This window comes from Capnocytophaga felis, from assembly GCF_009684755.1.
GTDB classification, from domain to species: Bacteria; Bacteroidota; Bacteroidia; order Flavobacteriales; family Flavobacteriaceae; genus Capnocytophaga; species Capnocytophaga felis.
Genome location: NZ_BLBC01000008.1, coordinates 55,105 through 73,815 on the forward strand (window position 1 = coordinate 55,105; position 18,711 = coordinate 73,815).

Sequence of the window (18,711 nt, forward strand, 5' to 3'; positions counted from 1 at the left end):
ATCAAACGTAGTAATTTTTTTAAGATAAAATCAAAGATTTTTTAAAACCTTTGATTTTATTCAATTTGATATAGCGAACTCACTTTAGATTGTCATTTTACAAAATCCTCCTTTGAAGGAGGTGTCCGAAGGACGGAGGATGTTTTCTTAAGATTTACATCTCCCTAACCCCCTTCAAAGGGGGAATTAGTATGACAAACTATCTTAGGTTGGCTATAATGTCATATTTCTACCTAAAATGAATCTCCCCGCTGCCTGAAACGTGCGTATCCTGCAATTCGGGATTTCCTTTTACCGAGATGTCGCCCGAACCGGACACTCTTGCCTTAATGGATTTAGAAGCATATACATCTATGTCTCCCGAACCGGAAAGTTGTGCCGTTACGTGTTCGGCTCGAATGCCATCGGTGGTAATATCCCCCGAACCGACCAATTTTATACTAATTTCCGGACAATTTCCCTTGGCGATAAGGTCGCCCGAACCGCTTAAAGATAAATCCAATCGGATGGCGTCAAAATTGATGGAAATATCACCCGAACCTGACAGCATACACTTCAAATTCGCTACTTTTATCTGTTCTTTCATTGAAATATCACCCGAACCCGATAGTGAAACCTGTTCCAAGCGTTCGTTTACAGGTACATATACATTAACCTTATGCTTAAAGTTGTAACTATAACCTTCTTGCAACTCGATGGTGATTTCTCCGCCTTTAACCGTGGTTAAAATGTAAGGTTCTACGTTATCCGAAGCCTCGATGCGTACTTTCCCCACTTCGCCTTTGAGCAAAATCACATCGATGAAGCCTTTCAGTTTAACGGAATTGTAATCCCCAACCTGACGTTCTTTATTTACAATGTTTCCGTTGTCTTTTATGGTCTTTTTTCCAAACCATTGCCCATAACTTACTGAAAATGTAACCAAAAATAGAATTGTTGCTAATCGTTTCATAATATTATCTTTTAAATGTTATTATTTTTATATCTGTTTTTTTAATTTTTCTGTCGGATTATCCTCTGACTGATTCAAAAATAGCTTAATTTCAATGTATTTTCCCTTGATTTCTTACCTGAATTCAATATTTCCGGCACCGAGAACCGAAGTATCTCTCTTTTCAGGGTTTCCTTCTACAATAATATTGCCTGCTCCTGTAATTTTTGCCTTAATTTCTTTCGAAGCATACACACTTATGTCCCCTGCTCCTGATATTTTAGCCGTAACTACTTCTGATTTATTCTGATGAGCATTAATATGACCCGAGCCTGTGATAGAAGCACTTAACTTATGAGAATTTCCTTCAGCTTTAAAATTTCCGCTACCGATAAGTGATAATTCCAATTCATTGGCATCAATATTAATTTCAATATTGCCTGCTCCCGTTGAACTGCACTTCAAATGATGCACGTTGAGTCTTTCTTTTAAAAAGATATGCCCAGCTCCGACTGATTTTATCTCATTTAATTGTTCGTTTACAGGAACATACACTACGGCTTTGTGATTAATGTCATAGTTGTAATTATCATCTAAGTCGATAACCAATGAATTCCCCTCAGTTGTTATGGAAATGTAAGGTTCTAAGTTATCCGAGACTTCGATACGCACTTTCCCCATTTCGCCTTTGCTTAAAATCACTTCCAGACTGCCAACATTTACCACTTTGGAGTATTCCCCAACTACAAATTCCTTAGTTACAATGTTTCCGTTATCTTTTATGGTCTCTTTCATAAACCATCGGATACAACTTACCGAAAATACCGCTAAAAATAGCATTACTACAAATCGTTTCATATTTATTATTTTTTTATAATTAATCATTTTATGCAATTTTCTTTCTTTTATTACAGAAAGAAAGTATTTTTCAAGCCAAGAATGTGAAAATTCAATTGTCTTTTATAGAATTTTATGCTTATTTGAGATGAAAATTATATTTTTAAGTATTTTTTTATTATATTATGTGCTATTTCTGTCAGATGGTGTGTGATTTCTGTCAGATGATGTTTCATTTCCATTAGATGGTGTATGATTTCCATTGGATGACGTATGATTTCTATCAGATGGAGCATTATTTCTTATGGATTGTCTTTCATTTCTGATAGATGATGCAAAATTTTAAATGTTTTGAGCGTTAATTTTCATAGATTTTAATTCCTGCATATTTACTTGATATGATGAAAGTATTTTTTCCGCTACCTTTTTTCCCGCTGACGGTCGTTTCCATCATTTTTACGTTCTTTTTGGTGTAAGGGAGGTTCTCCGGCACTGAGATTTTTCCGTAAGAATTGAAAAACTCGTATTGAAATTCCCAATTTGGATGATATCCTAATGAAATTCCTGCATATTCTGCATTGATTTTCACCAAATTTGTATGAGGAAGGATTTCTTTTAGTTTGATTCCGCCATAATCGGAGTCAATAGTGATATTTTCGGACACTTTTCCGACACTTACCCCACAATAACTGGCATAAATCTGTCCTTTTTCAAGTTCACTTATCGAGATTCCGTTATAATCCATATTCGCGACAATTTCTTTAACTCGGTCGATGCTCAAATTTGTGTAATCGCAATTTGCTTTGATATAGTTTGCCTTTCCGATGTTCATTTTGGAGTAATCCGCATTCAAATTTAGGTTTTTAATCTGGTCGATAGAAGAATTTGGACTGTATTCAAGGTTAATTTCGGCATCACTAAGGATATCTCCCAAATTGACGGAGCCATAGTCGGCATTGATTTTGAGAAAACTTTGTGTTTTATTGATAAAAATATCTCCGTACTCGTTTTCCAGCGATATTTTTATCTTTTCCGGAAGCGAAATGGTGTAGTTTATCTGAAAACTGATGGATTTTTTCTGTCCGAAACTCTTAAAAAACGATGAATTGTTGTCAATAATGGTTTTTGCCGATACATAATTGCTTCCTGAATTGGAAAAATCCACAGAGATTTGCTTTATCCGTTCCTGAACATCGCTCGGATTGTTGCTACTTACTTTAATTTGTACTTCAATGTTTATTTTATTGGTATTGTTTTCATCAGTTATCAGCGTGATTGTGCCGTATTTGTTCGCTACGAAAAGCGAAGCCGATTCGTTTACCTTAAATTCCTTTCGGATAGTTTTTGTTTCGGTGTGTTTGTATTGTATGAATGAATCGTTTTTTCCTATTTCGGGAGAATTTTTCATCGCCAAGACAGCTACACTCCATAAAAATACGATGATTAGAGATATTTTTTTCATATTTATTTGATTTTGTGTGTTATTTTTGCCATTTTTGATTTCATTATAGTATCATTTCTACAATATTGTTTGAAAATTCAAGCTGTGTATCAAAGTTTATGACCATTGCATACAATAATTGCTTGTTTTGTCCTTCTTTAATGATTTTATTTCGTATGACAAGATAATCGGCATTCATTTTTTCGAGCTGTTGGAGGGCATCTTTCACCATTTTTTCATTTTTCGTATGGCTTTTGATGATTTTTATATTCTCCTGAATCATAGGTAAATAGTATTGCTCGGAACGATACGCCGTTTCCGATATGTTTTCAAGGCTTACGGGTTTTTGTGCCACCCAGAGAAGTACCGCCACCACCGATGCGGCTACGGATATGCTCCAATAGATAATTTTTTTGAGCGTTTGGCGTTTGATTTCGGGACGTTTTTCGGGTTCTGACTGCCGTTTTTGCATTTTTTCGAGGAATCGGGCTTCGTGTCCGTCCGGAAGTTCGTATATGTCAAAAATATTTTCTTTCATTTTTTAGTTTTTCTATGGTTTCACGTAATGCTTTTTTGGCTCTGGAAATCGTTGTTCGGCAATTTGCGTCGGATATATGTAGAATTTCACAGATTTCTTCATTATCAAAGCCTTCAATGAGCGAAAGATTCAGGATAACGCGTAATTTTTCGGGGAGCAAACCCAGTGCGTGCAGTAATACTTTTACTTCGCTTTCTTGAAAGTCGTATTGTTCTTGGTTGTTGTCGTCAATTTGGTCGATGGAGCTGTCTTCCAACGAGATGATGTTTCTTTCTTGCCGAATCATCATTAAACTCTCGTTGATTACGATGCGTTTGAGCCAACTCCCGAAGCTGCTCTCTCCCCGAAACTCGCCCAGCTTTTGGAACGCCTTTATGAAAGCTTCCTGAGTGGCATCTTCGGCTTTGTCCTGCTGTTGAAGCATACGCAAGGCGGTGTTATACATCGCTTTGGCGTACTGCCTGTACAGCTCCAACTGTGCTTTGGGGTCGTTTCGGCGACAAGCCTCGATGAGTATGTCGGTTGAGGTGGTCAAAATCGTTCTTTTTGTTATAAAGATGCACGAAAAAAGGAATTGTTACAAAATTCGGTAATTTTTTTCAAAAAGGTTTGTTTTTTTGAGGGATAAATTCCGTATAGGTCAATAATATTGTTTTCCGTTAGATACTATTAGTTTGTTTGAAAAGAAAAAGCAATGTAAATAAATTATTTACATTGCTTAATTCATTTCTGTTTAGTTCTGTATTATTTTTTCAAAACGAAGAAAAAATTACCATCCCGACACATTAATAAACATTTCCCGCTTGGTAGCTCCTTTCTTTTTCTCTATCTTGCCATTTACAAGCTCACCTTGATAAACATCAAAGACACGAATTGTTTGATTAACTTTTGTGTTGATTAGTCCGTTAAGAGTTAGTGAAAGGACTCCTTTTTGTTCAGGGTTCAAGTTGTATTCTTCAATTAATTCATTGTTGACATTATCAATAAAAATGTGTTCCTCCTGTTCCATAAAAGTATAGAAATTAAGTTCTTTGTTAAGCTCATCAAACCCTATATAATGTGAAAAGGTATCGGGAAGAGACTGAGACCACCATTCTGTACTTTTGTAATATGGAGCTGTTTCCCCTATAAATGTAATTTCTCCTATTTGTTCTCCTTTTTGGTCATTAATAAGTGAATAGATGGGTAATTGCACTGAACCTCCGCCTTTTAATTTTGTAGCGTTTACTGTTATTCTGTATTTGGCACTATCACCCTGTTTTTGAACCGCAATCACTTGTGTTCCTTCCTGTGTCAAATTCTCCAAAAATACGGGACCCAAAAACTCCATATCAACAACAGCTCTTTCGCTCGTTTCGTTTGTATTTAAGACCCATACGGTTTTTTTATCATCATCTGTGTAAATAAAACTTCCTTCTGTTTCCAACAGATTTTTTACATCTATGTAAAAGTTAGGAACGACCTTTTCTTGTACGATTTGCAGAACAAAATCATTGTAACCTTTTTTCTTGAAAGTTACTTTTTCAGAGATTTTGTTAATGTTTCGTCCGTAAAAATCGGCATAAAATTCACGTGGATTTTTTGCTTTCATTTTTAGAAACTCTCCTTTTTGTAGTTCTACATCTTCTGAAAAAGAAACGCTTACCCGATAATTTTTGCCTTGCTCCAAAGTTATTTTTCCTTCTTTTACAGCATCTGTAAGGGTATTTTCTCCTTGTTTTATCACAATTTCTGTCGGGATTAAATCTTTTTTGACGTCAACTATAGGGTTTTCGTCCTTGTCGTCATCGTTTTTGGTACACCCTACAATTAATAATGCACTTATTAAATATACAATATTTTTCATTTTACTTTCACTTTAAATTAGTCTTTGGGTCCGTTATGATATTTTCCTTCGAAAATACATTCTTCTCCGTAAAAAAGTTTGGTTGCTTCACTCAAAGCAGAAGTAGCATAACCACTCTTTATCGTTCTTCCGTTTATGTTGAAAATCATTAACAAGCCCATACAATCTTGAAGATTTTGCTCTGCCCTATATCTGGCATTATGCGTATTTAACCCTCCTTGTGCAGCTTCTATTGATAATTTTCCGTAACGTTCATCAGGAATTCCGGCAAAAGAGCTGTGGTCTTCACTGTAATTTGCCCAACTGTAATCCAAGTAATCCTTAGGTTTTTTGCCTATTTCATCGACGGAATCATATCTCAGATTGTGTCCGTAATCGTACAAAGTCAATAATTTATTAGGCATCACTTCTTTCATTGCCCTCATAAACCACAAAAGAGACTGATTGCCTTTTTCAGGTTTTTCCGGAAGTACATCATATCTTGCGTACTCCTCGTCAATATCCCAACCATCAATGCCTAATTTATCAGAGTAATGCTTGCATTGACGGGCAAAATCAAGGGCTTCCTCGTAATTTTGGAAATTGTAATATCCTACTCCCTGATGGTTTGGCAATATGTCTATGAGTACTTTTATACCTCTGTCTGTTAAAGGTTTAATATATTTTTCAGGGTCGTTTACAATTGGTTGCAGCTTATCGTTGAAGTGTAGTACACGTCTTCCCGCCTTTGCATCATAATTCATATTTGCTGCAAAGAGGATTACCATATCAAAGACTGGTTTTTTGCTTTCTTTCAAAATAAATTGCCCCATATTGCGAATGTCCCAATCGTTGGTTTCCACGTAAGCCACCATTTTCATTGGTTCTGTGCGATTTGAGCAAGAATATGTACCAGAAGGCAATGGTTTTTTGTTTGTTTCCGAAAGGGGAACATATTTGGCATCTTTACGAATAAATACCGGATGCATCAGTTTTTTTCCTCCTGCATTTACAATCAAAGGCAAGATATAATCCCCTTGTTCCAAACTTTCATATTCCTTGATTTTTAACTGAATCTCGGTCGAATTGTCTCCTTTTTTGAAAGTCCCTTCCACAAAATCATAATGAGTTTCCGGAAAAAGCGTATAATCCGATACACCTTTGAAATCATTGTAATCTTTTACCAATTTACCAAAATCGGATTTAACTAAGGTAACAATGCCATCTTCTTTTGCGACGTATCCTAATTTAACTATAAATATATATGTTCCATCTGCTGAAAAGTTGGATGAGGATGCTTGAGGGCTCATCTTATTAACCAATCCTCCTTCCGAAAATTCTCCAGAAGGAGATTGCGGCTTTGGAAGTTCAAATTTAGGGTCTAATTGTGATTCACAAGCAGTTAAGAAAGCTACTGTTGCAAATGCTAAAATTATCTTTTTCATCTTGAATACAAATTAAAAATTAATCGACTTTTACAGGGGTATCTTCCTCAAAAACAGTCATCTTAATGGTTTGACCATCTACAGAACCTTTTTGTCCTTTCATTACTAAATCTCTTCCTTTGCCTGTAAGGTCTTTGATTTTGTTATCAACTACTTCGTTCATTTTCCAATATGCATACAAATCAGGATTTTTTTCATCAGTTTCATACATACTATCACTTATCTGTGTACCGGAGCGTGCCACGTTCCAAATTCTGACTTCGGAGAAATGAGCATTAATTCCTCGATTTCCGTTATAGCTTCGTCCTATGTAAAAGCCATCGCCGTAAGAAGAACTCAGGTCTTTAGTTGCACCGAATTCTGTTATTTTTTTGCCATCTACATATATTGTTGTTTTTGAATTGTCAACCACCATAGCGATGTGATACCATTTTTTTGTTTTGAATTTGATTCCTATATCTGTGCCGCTGGCTTGCAGGTGGTCGGAGTCGACACCTGAATCTCCGAAACGCATCAGGGCTTTCCCTTCTATTCCCATAAATGTGCTGATATTAGCCTCTGTTGGTGAGAATTCATCAATGTAAATAAGTCCTTCCATAGTAAAAGGCTTGCCAACAGAAAGTCTTTCTCCCGTAGGTTCCAGATATGCATCTGATTTTATGCGTATGGTTCTGTTAATTTGACCTTTTACCAATTCAACGGTGTAGAACAGCGTCTTTGAAACGTTCATTATATTGGCTCCACTTGCAGAATTCATCGTTACGGCAAACATATAAGGTGTATTTTCTTTTAATTCTGGTGAAATGCTCATCTTTACGCTTCCCTCATCAGAGGTTACACTTCCCGCCTTAATGTTCAAAACGGAAGAGAGTTCAATGTCTTTTTCAGGAAATGGTAAAAATTCGGTTCCGTAGGTTTTGTTGTATTTTTCAACCTCTTGAAAATCCAACCCTAAATGTACGGAAACATCACGCATATTTTCTTTTGCCAATGCTACTACGAATTTTTCCTCTTTTTGCGTTCCCACATCGCTGATAGAGGCGGAAACGGAAGTTTTCTGAGAAAAATCGGCCTGCTTTCGGCTTGTACCCTCCAATTTATAAAGAATTGCCTGTTGCTCAAACACTTCGCCTCCTTCTTTTTCCTCATTTGAGCAAGATATTACAGAGAGGCATCCTATTGTTATAAATATTAATTTTATGAATTTCATTTCCGTTAATTTTTTAATTAATTCCGTGATTGTAATTTACTGATGGCATTTCGTAAGGTTTTGAAAGTTACATCGCCTTGCTTATCATAGTAATTTTTTTCGATGTGATAATACGCCACTCCTGCTTTGTTGTCTGCCTGCCAGTTTAATACGTCCATCGTACGGTTTAATCTTCCGCCTGGAACAAAAAGTTGCGAATCGGCAAAACCTTCCGCCAAATCTTCTTCCGTGAAATCCACCGAAGGCACGTATTTGAAAGAAGCCCATTTTTGTGATTGCTCGTCAAAATTTTTAAACGATTGTTTTCCTTTTTGGCGATATACTATCCAATTGGCAGAATCAACAGGTTTAACAACCGCCGCATCATCTTTGTTATACGGATTCTCAACTACCAAAAGAAGCTTTTTTCCTTTACCTGCTTCTTTTGTGATTTCCCTTAGAAATTTATCAAAATTTTCAGCAGGATAAGCCTCGTTTAATTTCTGAGGAAACTCAATGCTGATTCCGTCAAATCCGTTTGATTTTGCAATATCAAGCAACTCATCAGCTTGCTTTTCTAACTTCTGAATCACTGTGCTTGCTAAGTTCTCTGCAACTTCTCGTTCAAGTTCAGCAAGAATTTTTGTCTTTTCCTGATTTGTCAATCGTTCGTTGGATAGTTTCCATTCCTGTTCTTTATCCTTTTTTTGAGCATTTATCTCTTGTTCTTTTTTAGACTCATACTCTTGGAATGCGGCTTCAAAATCAATCCCCACGAGTACTTTGGTCGCTTTTTTCTGTTGAACGAATTGCATATCGTTTTTTAAAACCTCGGTTATGTTGTCATATCCGCTTTTTATTACAACGATATCCAAGCTATCGGGGGTGTTTGCTAAAAAAGCACCACTTTCCTTTCCCCAATTGTACATCATTCCCATCACGATATTTCTTTTCTCCATTTCGGTTTGGGATTTGTATTTCTTTAATGTTTCGGTGTCGATATCTCGCTGAGGAGCAATAATTTCGATTGGCTCTGTTTTACTGCATGCCACAGCCAATAACCCGAAAATAATTCCTATTTTTTTCATCATTAAATCTTATTTATGTGAATTAATTATTTTGCCCACCAAAGGTCGGTCGCTCCGTTATCTGCTCCTCCTAACAGATTTACAGCTTCTTGGATATTTTTAAGATTGCTTCCTTCGTATTCTTTGGTGGAGAAAGGCAATCTTCGCATTCCGCCCATATCTTTTCCGTTTTGTTGAGAGATGTTTTTTACTGAACCCCCGCTTTTGTTCTCAACAGATGGAAGCAGATTTGGGTAGCCGGTTCTTCGCCATTCAGCCCAACCTTCATGCGAACCATATGGGAACATTGCAATCCATTTTTGAGTGATGATTTTTGCTAATTTTTGCTCATCTGTGGCTGTATCTTCCCAATTTACACTAATTGAAGAACTAAAAGATCTATCATCATACCCGGATTCTTTTTCATCAGAAAAAGCACCTCTTTGATTGCTGTTGGTCAAATACGCAGTGGCATCACCTGCCCCCCATTGTTCAAAGGAAAGTTTAATACCTTGTTTGTATAACTCTTTGGCTGCACCTCCCATATTCCAGTTTTTCAAAGCTCCTTCGGCTCTTAAAAATGCAACTTCAGCTGCTGAAAAAATCATAATTGGAGAATTTTTTTGTAGATTTGGCAACGAATAGTTTTCTTTTACAAAAGTAATACTCGGAGCTCCACTTCGGCAACCGAAATACTTTTTGCCTTCACTTCGGCTTTTTACCTCGGTAAAATATTTTGCACGACGTGGGTCAGAAAAGGCGTTCATATATTCGGTAATATCGGCACTCACACGTGAATCTCCCCAAGAGTCACTTACTTTAAAGGCCGGATTATCAATAGTTTTTAGTTGTGCATTATCAGCATTGGAGGTAATTACCCCTGCGGAAACTGCCATTTCGGCATATTTTTTGGCTTCGACAGGAGCTGCTTTTGACATTCTTATGGCGATACGAAGAAGCAACGAATTGGCATACTTAATCCATTTTTGCATATCTCCTTTGTACACATTATCAAACGGAGCGTATTCCCTATCGGCTGCATCTACTTTTTTCAATCCCTCAATGGACTTTACCAATTCCTCACAAAAGCCTAAATACAAGTCCTTTTGAGAATCATACGGAACTTTCGATTGTCCTTCCTTCATCTGTGAATAAGGAAGAGGTCCGTAAGTATCTGTCAGCCAATGTGTGATGGCGACCCTATAGATACTACCCAGTGCAAAATAAGGTTTGTCATAATCCCCTTTAGAAATCTTTTTTAGCTCGTTATATGCTTTGTAAATTTTAGGATATGTATCATCAAACGGATAACTGAACCAATTCGCTCGTGGGTTGTATGTTTGGTAATCTCCTGTAAATTTGGTGGTTGCGTATCCGGAATAACCCGTTGCGTACAAATCAAAACACATCTGATATGAGTTTTCCTGTTCGGGAAGAATCAGTTTTTGTAAGTCAATGAGCTGATTACCTCCTTGTGGTATTCTGTCCAATTCTTTCCCTGTAATCCCATATTGATTTTGATTCATTTTCTCAAAATCTTTCGTACAACTTCCCAAGATAAGGGCAATTGAAGCTATTATGATAGGTTTTTTCATCTTGTTCAAAATTATAAGTTAAAAATCAGCTTTGATACTCAATCCGATACTGCGTTGGCTCGGTATCATAAAATAATCTAATCCTTGTACGTAATTTCCTGTTGAAGAAACAGATTCGGGGTCAAACGGAGCCTCGCTATAAATCATACCCAAGTTACGCCCGATGACAGAAATGGTAAGCCCCATAGTATCATTCAGTATTTTCTTAGGTAATTTGTATGAAATATAGGCTTCTTGTAAACGCACATTCGTTGCCGAATATGTGTAGTATTGAGCCAATCGATTTTTTCCTCGTTCCTCGAAATAATTTCGTGTATTAACAAGGAAACCGTTAATGAGAACTCCGCCGGCATCACGTGCCTCAGCCGAAGTTTTCGAAACCCCGTAATGGTCTAAGGCAGCTTCGGTCATTGAAATAGCTACACCTCCCAAACGAGCTGAGAACATTGCCCCGAAACTGAGATTCTTGTAGGTGAAGTCATTTCGCCAGCCCATTGTAACATCAGGAAGTACACTTCCTAACTTTTCAAAATGGCCGTTGGCAAATTCACTTTTGGTTACGTTTCCTTTTGCATCAATATAAATATTCCCATCAGAGTTACGTGTAAAATCAGCATTGGAGTACACATCACCAAGAGATCCTCCTTTTTTAAGAATGTAACGCAATGAACCGAATGAGTTTTTGACCAAATGTTCCTTTCCTTCTTTCTCTCCCGTAACAGGATTCACATAATCTTCCACCAATGACATAATTTCATTTTTGTTATATCCCATTGTGAAGTGGCTGTTCCAGCTAAAATCCTTAATCAACTGGAAGTCATATCCTAACCCTAACTCAATCCCTCTGTTGCGAACATCTCCCGTTTGGAGATATATTTTGTCGTATCCTGTAGAGGGTGAAATTTCAGAACCAATTGTTTGATTTTTAGTATTTGTTTGGTAAAAAGTTGCATCCAAAGTCAATTTTCCTTTTAACCATTTGGAAGCAAGCCCTATTTCGTACGAATTGGTACGCTCTGGGAATAGCTCCCCGATTGGGAAATGCGAAACGGTTTTCCAGGTTTTGGTGTCTTGGTCAAAGGTATAAGTTGGGGTCGTTAAACTTCTATCAAAAGGCGAACCCACCGAACTGAATGCTAATCGTACTTTCATAAATGACAGAATAGGGTTGATTTTCAATTTTGCATTTGTTGAAAACATCTCGGTTACTACTGCTGAAAGCCCCACAGAAGGATAGAAAAACGATGAATTTGGCGAATTCGCCAATTGTGAAGCCCAGTCATTACGTCCTGTTAATGTCAGATACAAATATCCGTTGTAACCTGCTTCCACGCTACCAAAAACAGATTGTGTTTGTTCTATCCATCCTACCTGACCGATTTTCGTTTTTTGTGCCCCTTGGTCTATGTTAAAAGTGTTAAACACGTTCGGAATACCATTTTCGCGAAGTGGCCCTGCTATTTGTGAGTCGTCATAGCGAGTATCTTGCAATGAAGCTCCAAGGTTAGCTGTAACCACTACATTCTTTCCTCCGAATTCAAATCGTTTTGAGAAATTCGTTAAAATATCAGCATAAGTTTGTCTTTCAGCTCCTTTTAATAATCCGAAATATCCAGTTTTACTAACATCTAATGTTGGAGCTGTTGTGGCGTAACGTTTGTCGGTTGATTTGATATGTGAATTATCGGTACGAACTCGCCCAGCAATGTCCCATTTTTCAGTTTCTGACCATTTTTTCAGTTCATAAGAAACTCCCAAAGCAATCATATTACGTTCCCTTTTCACGTCACGTAGATTGCGATATGCTACCCAATAGGGATTTTGAAGCGTGTAATCTCCTGTGCCATAACGCCATTGCTGTTCGTATATCTTACGAGCTGGATTGTATCTTTCAAAAGTATGTACACTTTCAAAATTTTCGCCACGAGGAAGCAAATATGCTCCAACCAAAGGATTCATATACTCTCCTTGGTTTATCATATTGCGATGGTCTTGCAAAACGTAATTTACTGAGGCATCAATTTTTAACTTATCATCAAGCAAATGTGCTGTATTTCTGAAAGTGAAATTATAACGATTGTATTGATTGTTGGGGACAATACCTTCTGCCTGAGTGCTACTTGCGGAAAAATACGTTTGATTTTTTGCACTTCCTCCTGATAATGAAATATTATTGGTAAAGGTATGTCCTGTTTTAAAGAAATCTTTTGGGTTGTATCTTTCAAAATTCTCTGGAAGTCTTGCCCCCCAAGATTCTACTCTTCCGTCATTTCCGTAGGTATTTTGGAATTCTGGTAGAATGAAGGGAGAAGAAACTTCGGTATTTGATGAAAAACTAACTTGAAGTTTGCCTTCTTTTCCTTTCTTGGTGGTGATGAGAATGGCACCATTTGCTGCTGCTGACCCATAAAGTGCTGCTGCCGATGCTCCAGTAAGGACAGTCATACTTTCAATATCCTCAGGGTTTATGTCAGCAATACCTTCTGTTGAACCTGACGACTGGAAACGCCCGCTCCCTTGTGTCATCGTTGTAGAAAATAAGGGTACACCATCAATCACGTACAAGGCATTGTTTGATTTTTCAATTGATTTGGTCCCTCTCATCACAACTTTGGTTGCACCTCCAATCCCCGAGGAACTTCGCTGAATTGTGACTCCAGCAACCTTACCGTTAAGACTGTTCACAAAGTTTGCATCTTTTACTTTGGTAAGTTCCTCACTGCCTACCTGTTGCACATTGTAACTCAACGCCTTTTCTTGGCGTTTGATGCCCAAAGCGGTTACTACCGTACCTTCCAATTGTTCCACTTCTTCTTCAAGAACAATTTTAACTCCACTACGGGCTTGGGTTACTCGTAAGGTCTGCCCTTTAAAACCAATGTATGAAAACAACAATTCTGTTTTGTCGCCCGGCACATTGATTTCAAAGTTTCCGTCAAAATCGGAAGTAACGCCTATTGAAGTACCTTTAACAACAATGTTTACTCCAGGCAAAGGCTCCCCGTTGGCATCTGTTACCACTCCGCTCACTTTTTTGGTTTGCTGCTGAAAAACAATCGTTTTTACTGACAAACCATCAGTCTTCGCAAAGACCGAATCAATCCAAAATCCTCCTGCAAGAACGACTAAGAAACCCAATCGTATCATTTCTCGCATTGATTTCATTAACAAATTTGTCATATTCTGATTATTTAAATTTTAATTTCAAATACTTTTTAATTTGCTATCCAATAGATAAAAGTTGTGCAAAGTTATGAAATCGAAACTTCATAACAAATAAAAAGAAATCTTTTTTGTTAAAAAAGTTAAATAATAGCTTATTTGTTTTCTTTCTAAGGATAAACGAAAATAAAAGAAATAAAAAGAGTGGTTTCTTACTTATCATAAGTTTATTACTGAAGAGAGTTCAAAACAGACATAATGTGCAACGTTGTAAAGACTTATGAAAAATAATTTTCTTGATAAATCGGTTTTTTGTACCTTTGTAGGCAGTTGTGTTGTGAAATATAATTATATCGTTTGTCCTTATACAAATATGAATTTAGTTATCGATGAAGGAAACACAGCCGTAAAGGTGGCTGTATTTCAAAATCAAGAAAAAATATTTTTTCAAGTTTTTTCAAAAAATAATTTTCAAAAGGAAATATTGCAAGTTGTTGATTTCGATGAAGTTGATTTTTGCATCGTAGCTTCGGTTGTGAAGAGCGTTGAAGAACGATTTTCTTTTCTAAAAGAAAAAATAAAAAGCGTTTTGTTTGTAAATTCACAAACACCTATGCCTTTTATTAATAAATATGCAACTCCTAACACTTTGGGCATTGACCGACTGGCATTGATGGGGGGAGCTGTAAGTCTGTATCCTAACCAAAACGTATTGGTAATCGATGCAGGAACTTGTATAACTTTTGATATTATGACTGCAAAAGGAGAGTATTTGGGAGGTGCCATAGCTCCGGGAATTGCAATGCGACTGAAAGCAATGCACGAATTTACCTCAAAATTGCCATTAATTCCTGAGCAGAAGAATTTTAATATTGAGAATTTTATCGGGAATTCAACGGAAAGTTGTATCCTTTCAGGTGTTTATCACAATGTAGTTCGCGAAATTGAAGGTGTTATTACACAATATGAAGAAAAATTCAAGGACTTAACAACAATTTTAACAGGGGGCAATCATATTTATTTGGTAAACAATATAAAAAATTGCATATTTGCAAACTCGTTTTTTTTATTGGAGGGGTTGAATGCCATTTTGGAGTGGCAAAAAAGAGATAGATAACAAAAGAACATTAGTTTTATTGTATATGAATAAAAAAATATTTTTGTTTGTTTTTGCTTTATTTTCAGTTGTTTATACTGTGTCTTCGCAACAAACAACAGAGTCGCCTTATTCCTATTATGGCATTGGGGAGCTAAATCCTAAAGGGACTGTTGAGGAGAAAGCTATGGGAGGAATAGGAATTTTTGCTGATAGTACACGTGTAAATATGCAAAATCCGGCAACTTTATCACATCTGAAATTGACTGCTTTTTCAGGAGGAGCTTCTTTCGATTATAAAAAAATTGTTTCGAATGTAACAAAAATAGGAACTAATTCCACTTCAGTAGATTATATAGCATTGGGCTTTCCTATAATTGAAAAGTTAGGATTTGCAGTAGGTTTGGTGCCGTTTTCTTCTGTGGGGTATAAATTAGCATCAAGGCAAACAATTGATGGAGTGGCTCAACTCAATCAATTTGAAGGTAAAGGTAATGTAAATCAGTTTTTTATTTCATCAGGATATGAAATTTACAAAGGTTTGAGCTTTGGAGCATCACTCAAATTTAATTTTGGAAAGATTGAAATGAAGGATATGCTGAAAATTTCAAACGTTGATTTTTACACTCAAGAAGATAGCAAATCATCACTAAGAGGTGTTTCTGCAAATGTTGGGTTACATTACACAAAAGCTTTGAAGAACAAATTGAGAATTTCATCATCATTGGTGTTTACGCCTGAAAGTAAATTGAATTCAGAAAATGAAAGAATGATATCTACTTTCGGAAATGCAAATGCCGGCAATAATTCTAATTTAATTGTTAAGGAAACTCAGGTAAAAAATTTGGAAGCCATCGGGCTGAAAGAAACAAAACTAACATTGCCTTCGCAGTTTGAAGTTGGTTTTGGCATAGGAAAAGACCTTCAGTGGTTTGCTGGAGTAGCATATACACACTCAAATACTGAAAAATTCTCAAATCCGTTTCTTTCTGCAACAAATGTAAATTACGAAAACGGATATAAAATTGCACTTGGAGGATTTTATGTGCCTCAATATAATTCGATTTCAAGTTATTGGAAAAGAGTTACATACAGAGCCGGATTCCGTTATGAGAAAACAGGAATTATGTTAAATAATCAATCAATCGATGACTTTGGCATATCTTTTGGGTTGAGTTTTCCTGTGAGAGGATTTTCGAATCTAACAACAGGATTTGAATTCGGGCAAAAAGGAACGTTAAAACAAAATTTGATAAAAGAAAATTACTTTAATCTTAAAATAGGAATCACCTTGAATGACAAATGGTTCCAAAGAACTAAATATCAATAAGAACAATAAAAAACAACGAAAAATGAAAAAAAGATTATTATTAGCAGCATTTGTAGTAAGTGTTTTTTACGTGGGCAGTGCACAAGCTCAGGATTGTAAACAAGACCAAGAGCTTCAACAAAATTTATCAATTTTTAATGAGGATGCAAAAGCAAAACGTTATGATGCAGCGTATCCTGTTTGGAAATCTGTTTATGAGAAATGCCCAAGTATTAATGCTGCCGTGTTTGTACGTGGAGAAGCTATCCTAAAACATAAGATAGATAAAAGCACTGGAGCAGAAAAAGAAAATTTCGTGAAGGATTTGCTTAAACTTTACGAAGATTACAACAAATATTTCCCAAACAGAATGGGAACAACTGAAATGCGTACTAAACAAGCTTTGTTGATTTCTGACAATAAAGAAAAAGTTTATGAACTATTGAAAAAAGCATTTGATGAAGATAGGGAAAACTTCAAAAATGAAAAAGCATTGTACTTGTATTTTTCAGTTTTAGTTTCTTTGCACGAAGAAGGTAAAAAACCATTACAAGATGTTTTTGACACATACGATGACGTTGTTGAGAAAATTCAGGATGAGAAAAACCTTCTGTCTGAAACTATTAACAAATACATCGCACAGGAAGAAGCAGGGACAATCAGTGCTAAGGATAAGAAAATATTAGAAGCTTCTCGTCAACGTGTTGATAACTATGAACTTATTGGAGAAAGTGTTGATGCAAAATTGGGAAGATTGGCTGATTGTGATAACCTAATTCCGTTATATAGCAAAAACTTTGATGCAAACAAAACTAACGAAGTTTGGTTGAGAAGAGCTGCAGGGAAAATGTCAGATAAAGATTGTACAAGTGATCCGCTTTTCGTGAAAATAGTTAGCTCTTTACACGAATTGTCTCCTTCAGCTTCATCTGCATATTATTTGGGAGTGTTGAATGACAGAAATAAAAATTCTGCAAAGGCTGTTGAGTACTATAATGAGTCTGTTCGTTTAGAAAGCGATAATCTTAAAAAATCAAAAATTTTAACTAAGATTGCTTCAAAACACTCAAAATCAGGTGCAGTTAAGTATGCTCAAGATGCGTTGAAATATAATCCTTCAAACTCTGATGCTTATCGTATAATGGCTCAGGCTTATGCAAGCAGTGCTAATGAGTGCGGAAGTACTTCTTTTGAAAAACGTGCAATCTATTGGTTAGCAGCAAGTACAGCGCGTAAAGGAGGATTGGAAAGCTTAGCAAAACATTATGATGCATTGGCTCCTTCAAAAGTTGATGTTTTTGAGTCAGGAATGGCTGGGAAAACCATTACATTTAAATGTTGGGTAGGGCAATCAGTGAAAGTTCCTGCACTATAATAATATGAAGTTTTTTGTGTTATCTAAAAATAAATTGAAAAGCATTGCCGTACTTTCTTGTATGGCAATACTTTTTTCGTGTAAAAATGATTTGAAAAGCCTTCAACAGATGAATGTGGTTCATAAGTTTCCGCAAGGGGAAGTGTTTGATTTCAGATTGGTTTACACAGATTCTACGAAGGTGGTTGCTATTATCACAAGTCCACAAAACAAGGATTTTTCCAATCAGCAATTTCCTTATTGGGAATTTCCTAAAGGCGTAAAGGTTGATTTTTTTGATAACAAAAACAATCAGAACACTGTACAAGCCAAGTACGGGATTATTTATAATAATTCGCAAATGGTGGAGCTTCGTGATAGTGTTGTTTTAACAACTTTCGATGGGAAAAAGCTCGAAACTTCTCAGCTTTTTTGGGACCAAAAACAAGACTGGGTTTTTACAGAAAAGGAATTCATTTTCACTGATTCCATCAAAGGGACACTTACAAAAGGCGTTGGAATGGATTTCGATAAGGAATTTTCAACGGTAAAGGCTCACAAAACTACAGGAATTTTGGCTATTGAGGATAAAGAAGAGCAAGAATAAATCATAAATCTTAATTATTTAGAACTTTGAACGCAAGAATTTTTTTCGAATATGCTTATTTGGTAGTTTGTGTAATTTCCATCTACTTAGCTGTGGAATATTGGCAAACAGACCAAAAACAATCCTTTTATCTTTACATTGCTTTTGCGGTGGCTTCCTTAGCAATGTTTTTTCTTAGAAGAAGAAACAGAAAGCGAGGTAGCGGAAAGGGAAATTCACAATCTTCATAAATCAGTTTTTTTCTTCTTTAGAAAATTTATTCTCCCCAAAATAATTAACTAATTGTTAATTGTGTGAGGTTGGTTGTCAATTGTC

17 protein-coding genes are annotated in these 18,711 nt (G+C 36.3%); 5 read left to right on the top strand and 12 right to left on the bottom strand.

Annotation, left to right across the window (positions count from 1 at the left end; genetic code table 11):
* Positions 1-229 precede the first annotated feature (229 nt).
* The 12 genes from GN105_RS07160 to GN105_RS07215 form a co-directional block, all read right to left on the bottom strand.
* Positions 230-952 carry a head GIN domain-containing protein gene (locus tag GN105_RS07160; protein ID WP_155284730.1) on the bottom strand — a complete coding sequence of 241 codons (723 nt, stop codon included), beginning with the start codon at positions 950-952 and terminating at the stop codon, positions 230-232.
* A 114-nt stretch (positions 953-1,066) separates the two neighbouring features.
* The gene (locus tag GN105_RS07165) at positions 1,067-1,789 is read right to left on the bottom strand and encodes a head GIN domain-containing protein (RefSeq protein ID WP_155284731.1); all 723 of its coding nucleotides are present in this window, start codon (positions 1,787-1,789) and stop codon (positions 1,067-1,069) included.
* 134 nt (positions 1,790-1,923) lie between these two features.
* Positions 1,924-2,064 (bottom strand): hypothetical protein, encoded by a 141-nt coding sequence (locus GN105_RS07170; RefSeq protein WP_155284732.1) that lies wholly within the window; start codon positions 2,062-2,064, stop codon positions 1,924-1,926.
* Between the two features lie 62 nt (positions 2,065-2,126).
* Entirely contained in the window at positions 2,127-3,230 is a 1,104-nt protein-coding gene (locus GN105_RS07175; RefSeq protein ID WP_155284733.1) for a hypothetical protein, read from the bottom strand.
* A gap of 43 nt (positions 3,231-3,273) precedes the next feature.
* Positions 3,274-3,747, bottom strand: coding sequence for a hypothetical protein (locus GN105_RS07180; RefSeq protein ID WP_155284734.1), 474 nt, complete (start codon positions 3,745-3,747; stop codon positions 3,274-3,276).
* Complete coding sequence (locus GN105_RS07185) at positions 3,728-4,282, bottom strand: RNA polymerase sigma factor (RefSeq protein WP_155284735.1); 555 nt, start codon at positions 4,280-4,282, stop codon at positions 3,728-3,730. Before GN105_RS07185 ends, GN105_RS07180 begins: the two co-directional genes overlap by 20 nt.
* A gap of 234 nt (positions 4,283-4,516) precedes the next feature.
* Complete coding sequence (locus tag GN105_RS07190) at positions 4,517-5,593, bottom strand: hypothetical protein (RefSeq protein WP_155284736.1); 1,077 nt, start codon at positions 5,591-5,593, stop codon at positions 4,517-4,519.
* Positions 5,594-5,610: 17 nt separating this feature from the next.
* Positions 5,611-7,017 (bottom strand): BT_3987 domain-containing protein, encoded by a 1,407-nt coding sequence (locus GN105_RS07195; RefSeq protein ID WP_155284737.1) that lies wholly within the window; start codon positions 7,015-7,017, stop codon positions 5,611-5,613.
* A gap of 19 nt (positions 7,018-7,036) precedes the next feature.
* Positions 7,037-8,227: a DUF1735 and LamG domain-containing protein gene (locus GN105_RS07200; RefSeq protein ID WP_155284738.1), complete on the bottom strand. Its 1,191-nt coding sequence runs from the start codon at positions 8,225-8,227 to the stop codon at positions 7,037-7,039.
* A gap of 17 nt (positions 8,228-8,244) precedes the next feature.
* Entirely contained in the window at positions 8,245-9,297 is a 1,053-nt protein-coding gene (locus GN105_RS07205; protein WP_227977380.1) for a glycoside hydrolase family 18 protein, read from the bottom strand.
* Positions 9,298-9,320: 23 nt separating this feature from the next.
* Positions 9,321-10,868 carry a SusD/RagB family nutrient-binding outer membrane lipoprotein gene (locus tag GN105_RS07210; protein ID WP_155284739.1) on the bottom strand — a complete coding sequence of 516 codons (1,548 nt, stop codon included), beginning with the start codon at positions 10,866-10,868 and terminating at the stop codon, positions 9,321-9,323.
* Positions 10,869-10,886: 18 nt separating this feature from the next.
* Entirely contained in the window at positions 10,887-14,048 is a 3,162-nt protein-coding gene (locus GN105_RS07215; protein WP_227977381.1) for a SusC/RagA family TonB-linked outer membrane protein, read from the bottom strand.
* A gap of 355 nt (positions 14,049-14,403) precedes the next feature.
* Here GN105_RS07215 and GN105_RS07220 point away from each other — a divergent pair, with 355 nt between their 5' ends.
* Genes GN105_RS07220 through GN105_RS07240 form a run of 5 tightly spaced genes read left to right on the top strand, consistent with a single transcriptional unit; the run spans position 14,404 to position 18,626 of the window.
* The gene (locus GN105_RS07220) at positions 14,404-15,147 is read left to right on the top strand and encodes a type III pantothenate kinase (RefSeq protein ID WP_155284740.1); all 744 of its coding nucleotides are present in this window, start codon (positions 14,404-14,406) and stop codon (positions 15,145-15,147) included.
* Positions 15,148-15,172: 25 nt separating this feature from the next.
* Positions 15,173-16,456, top strand: a complete 1,284-nt coding sequence (gene bamG / locus GN105_RS07225; RefSeq protein WP_155284741.1) for a BamG family beta-barrel-assembly machinery protein — start codon at positions 15,173-15,175, stop codon at positions 16,454-16,456.
* Positions 16,457-16,478: 22 nt separating this feature from the next.
* On the top strand, positions 16,479-17,810 hold the full coding sequence (locus GN105_RS07230; RefSeq protein WP_155284742.1) for a hypothetical protein: 1,332 nt from the start codon (positions 16,479-16,481) through the stop codon (positions 17,808-17,810).
* A 4-nt stretch (positions 17,811-17,814) separates the two neighbouring features.
* The gene (lptC, locus tag GN105_RS07235) at positions 17,815-18,396 is read left to right on the top strand and encodes an LPS export ABC transporter periplasmic protein LptC (RefSeq protein ID WP_155284743.1); all 582 of its coding nucleotides are present in this window, start codon (positions 17,815-17,817) and stop codon (positions 18,394-18,396) included.
* Positions 18,397-18,422: 26 nt separating this feature from the next.
* Positions 18,423-18,626: an LPXTG cell wall anchor domain-containing protein gene (locus GN105_RS07240; RefSeq protein ID WP_155284744.1), complete on the top strand. Its 204-nt coding sequence runs from the start codon at positions 18,423-18,425 to the stop codon at positions 18,624-18,626.
* Positions 18,627-18,711: the final 85 nt, after the last annotated feature.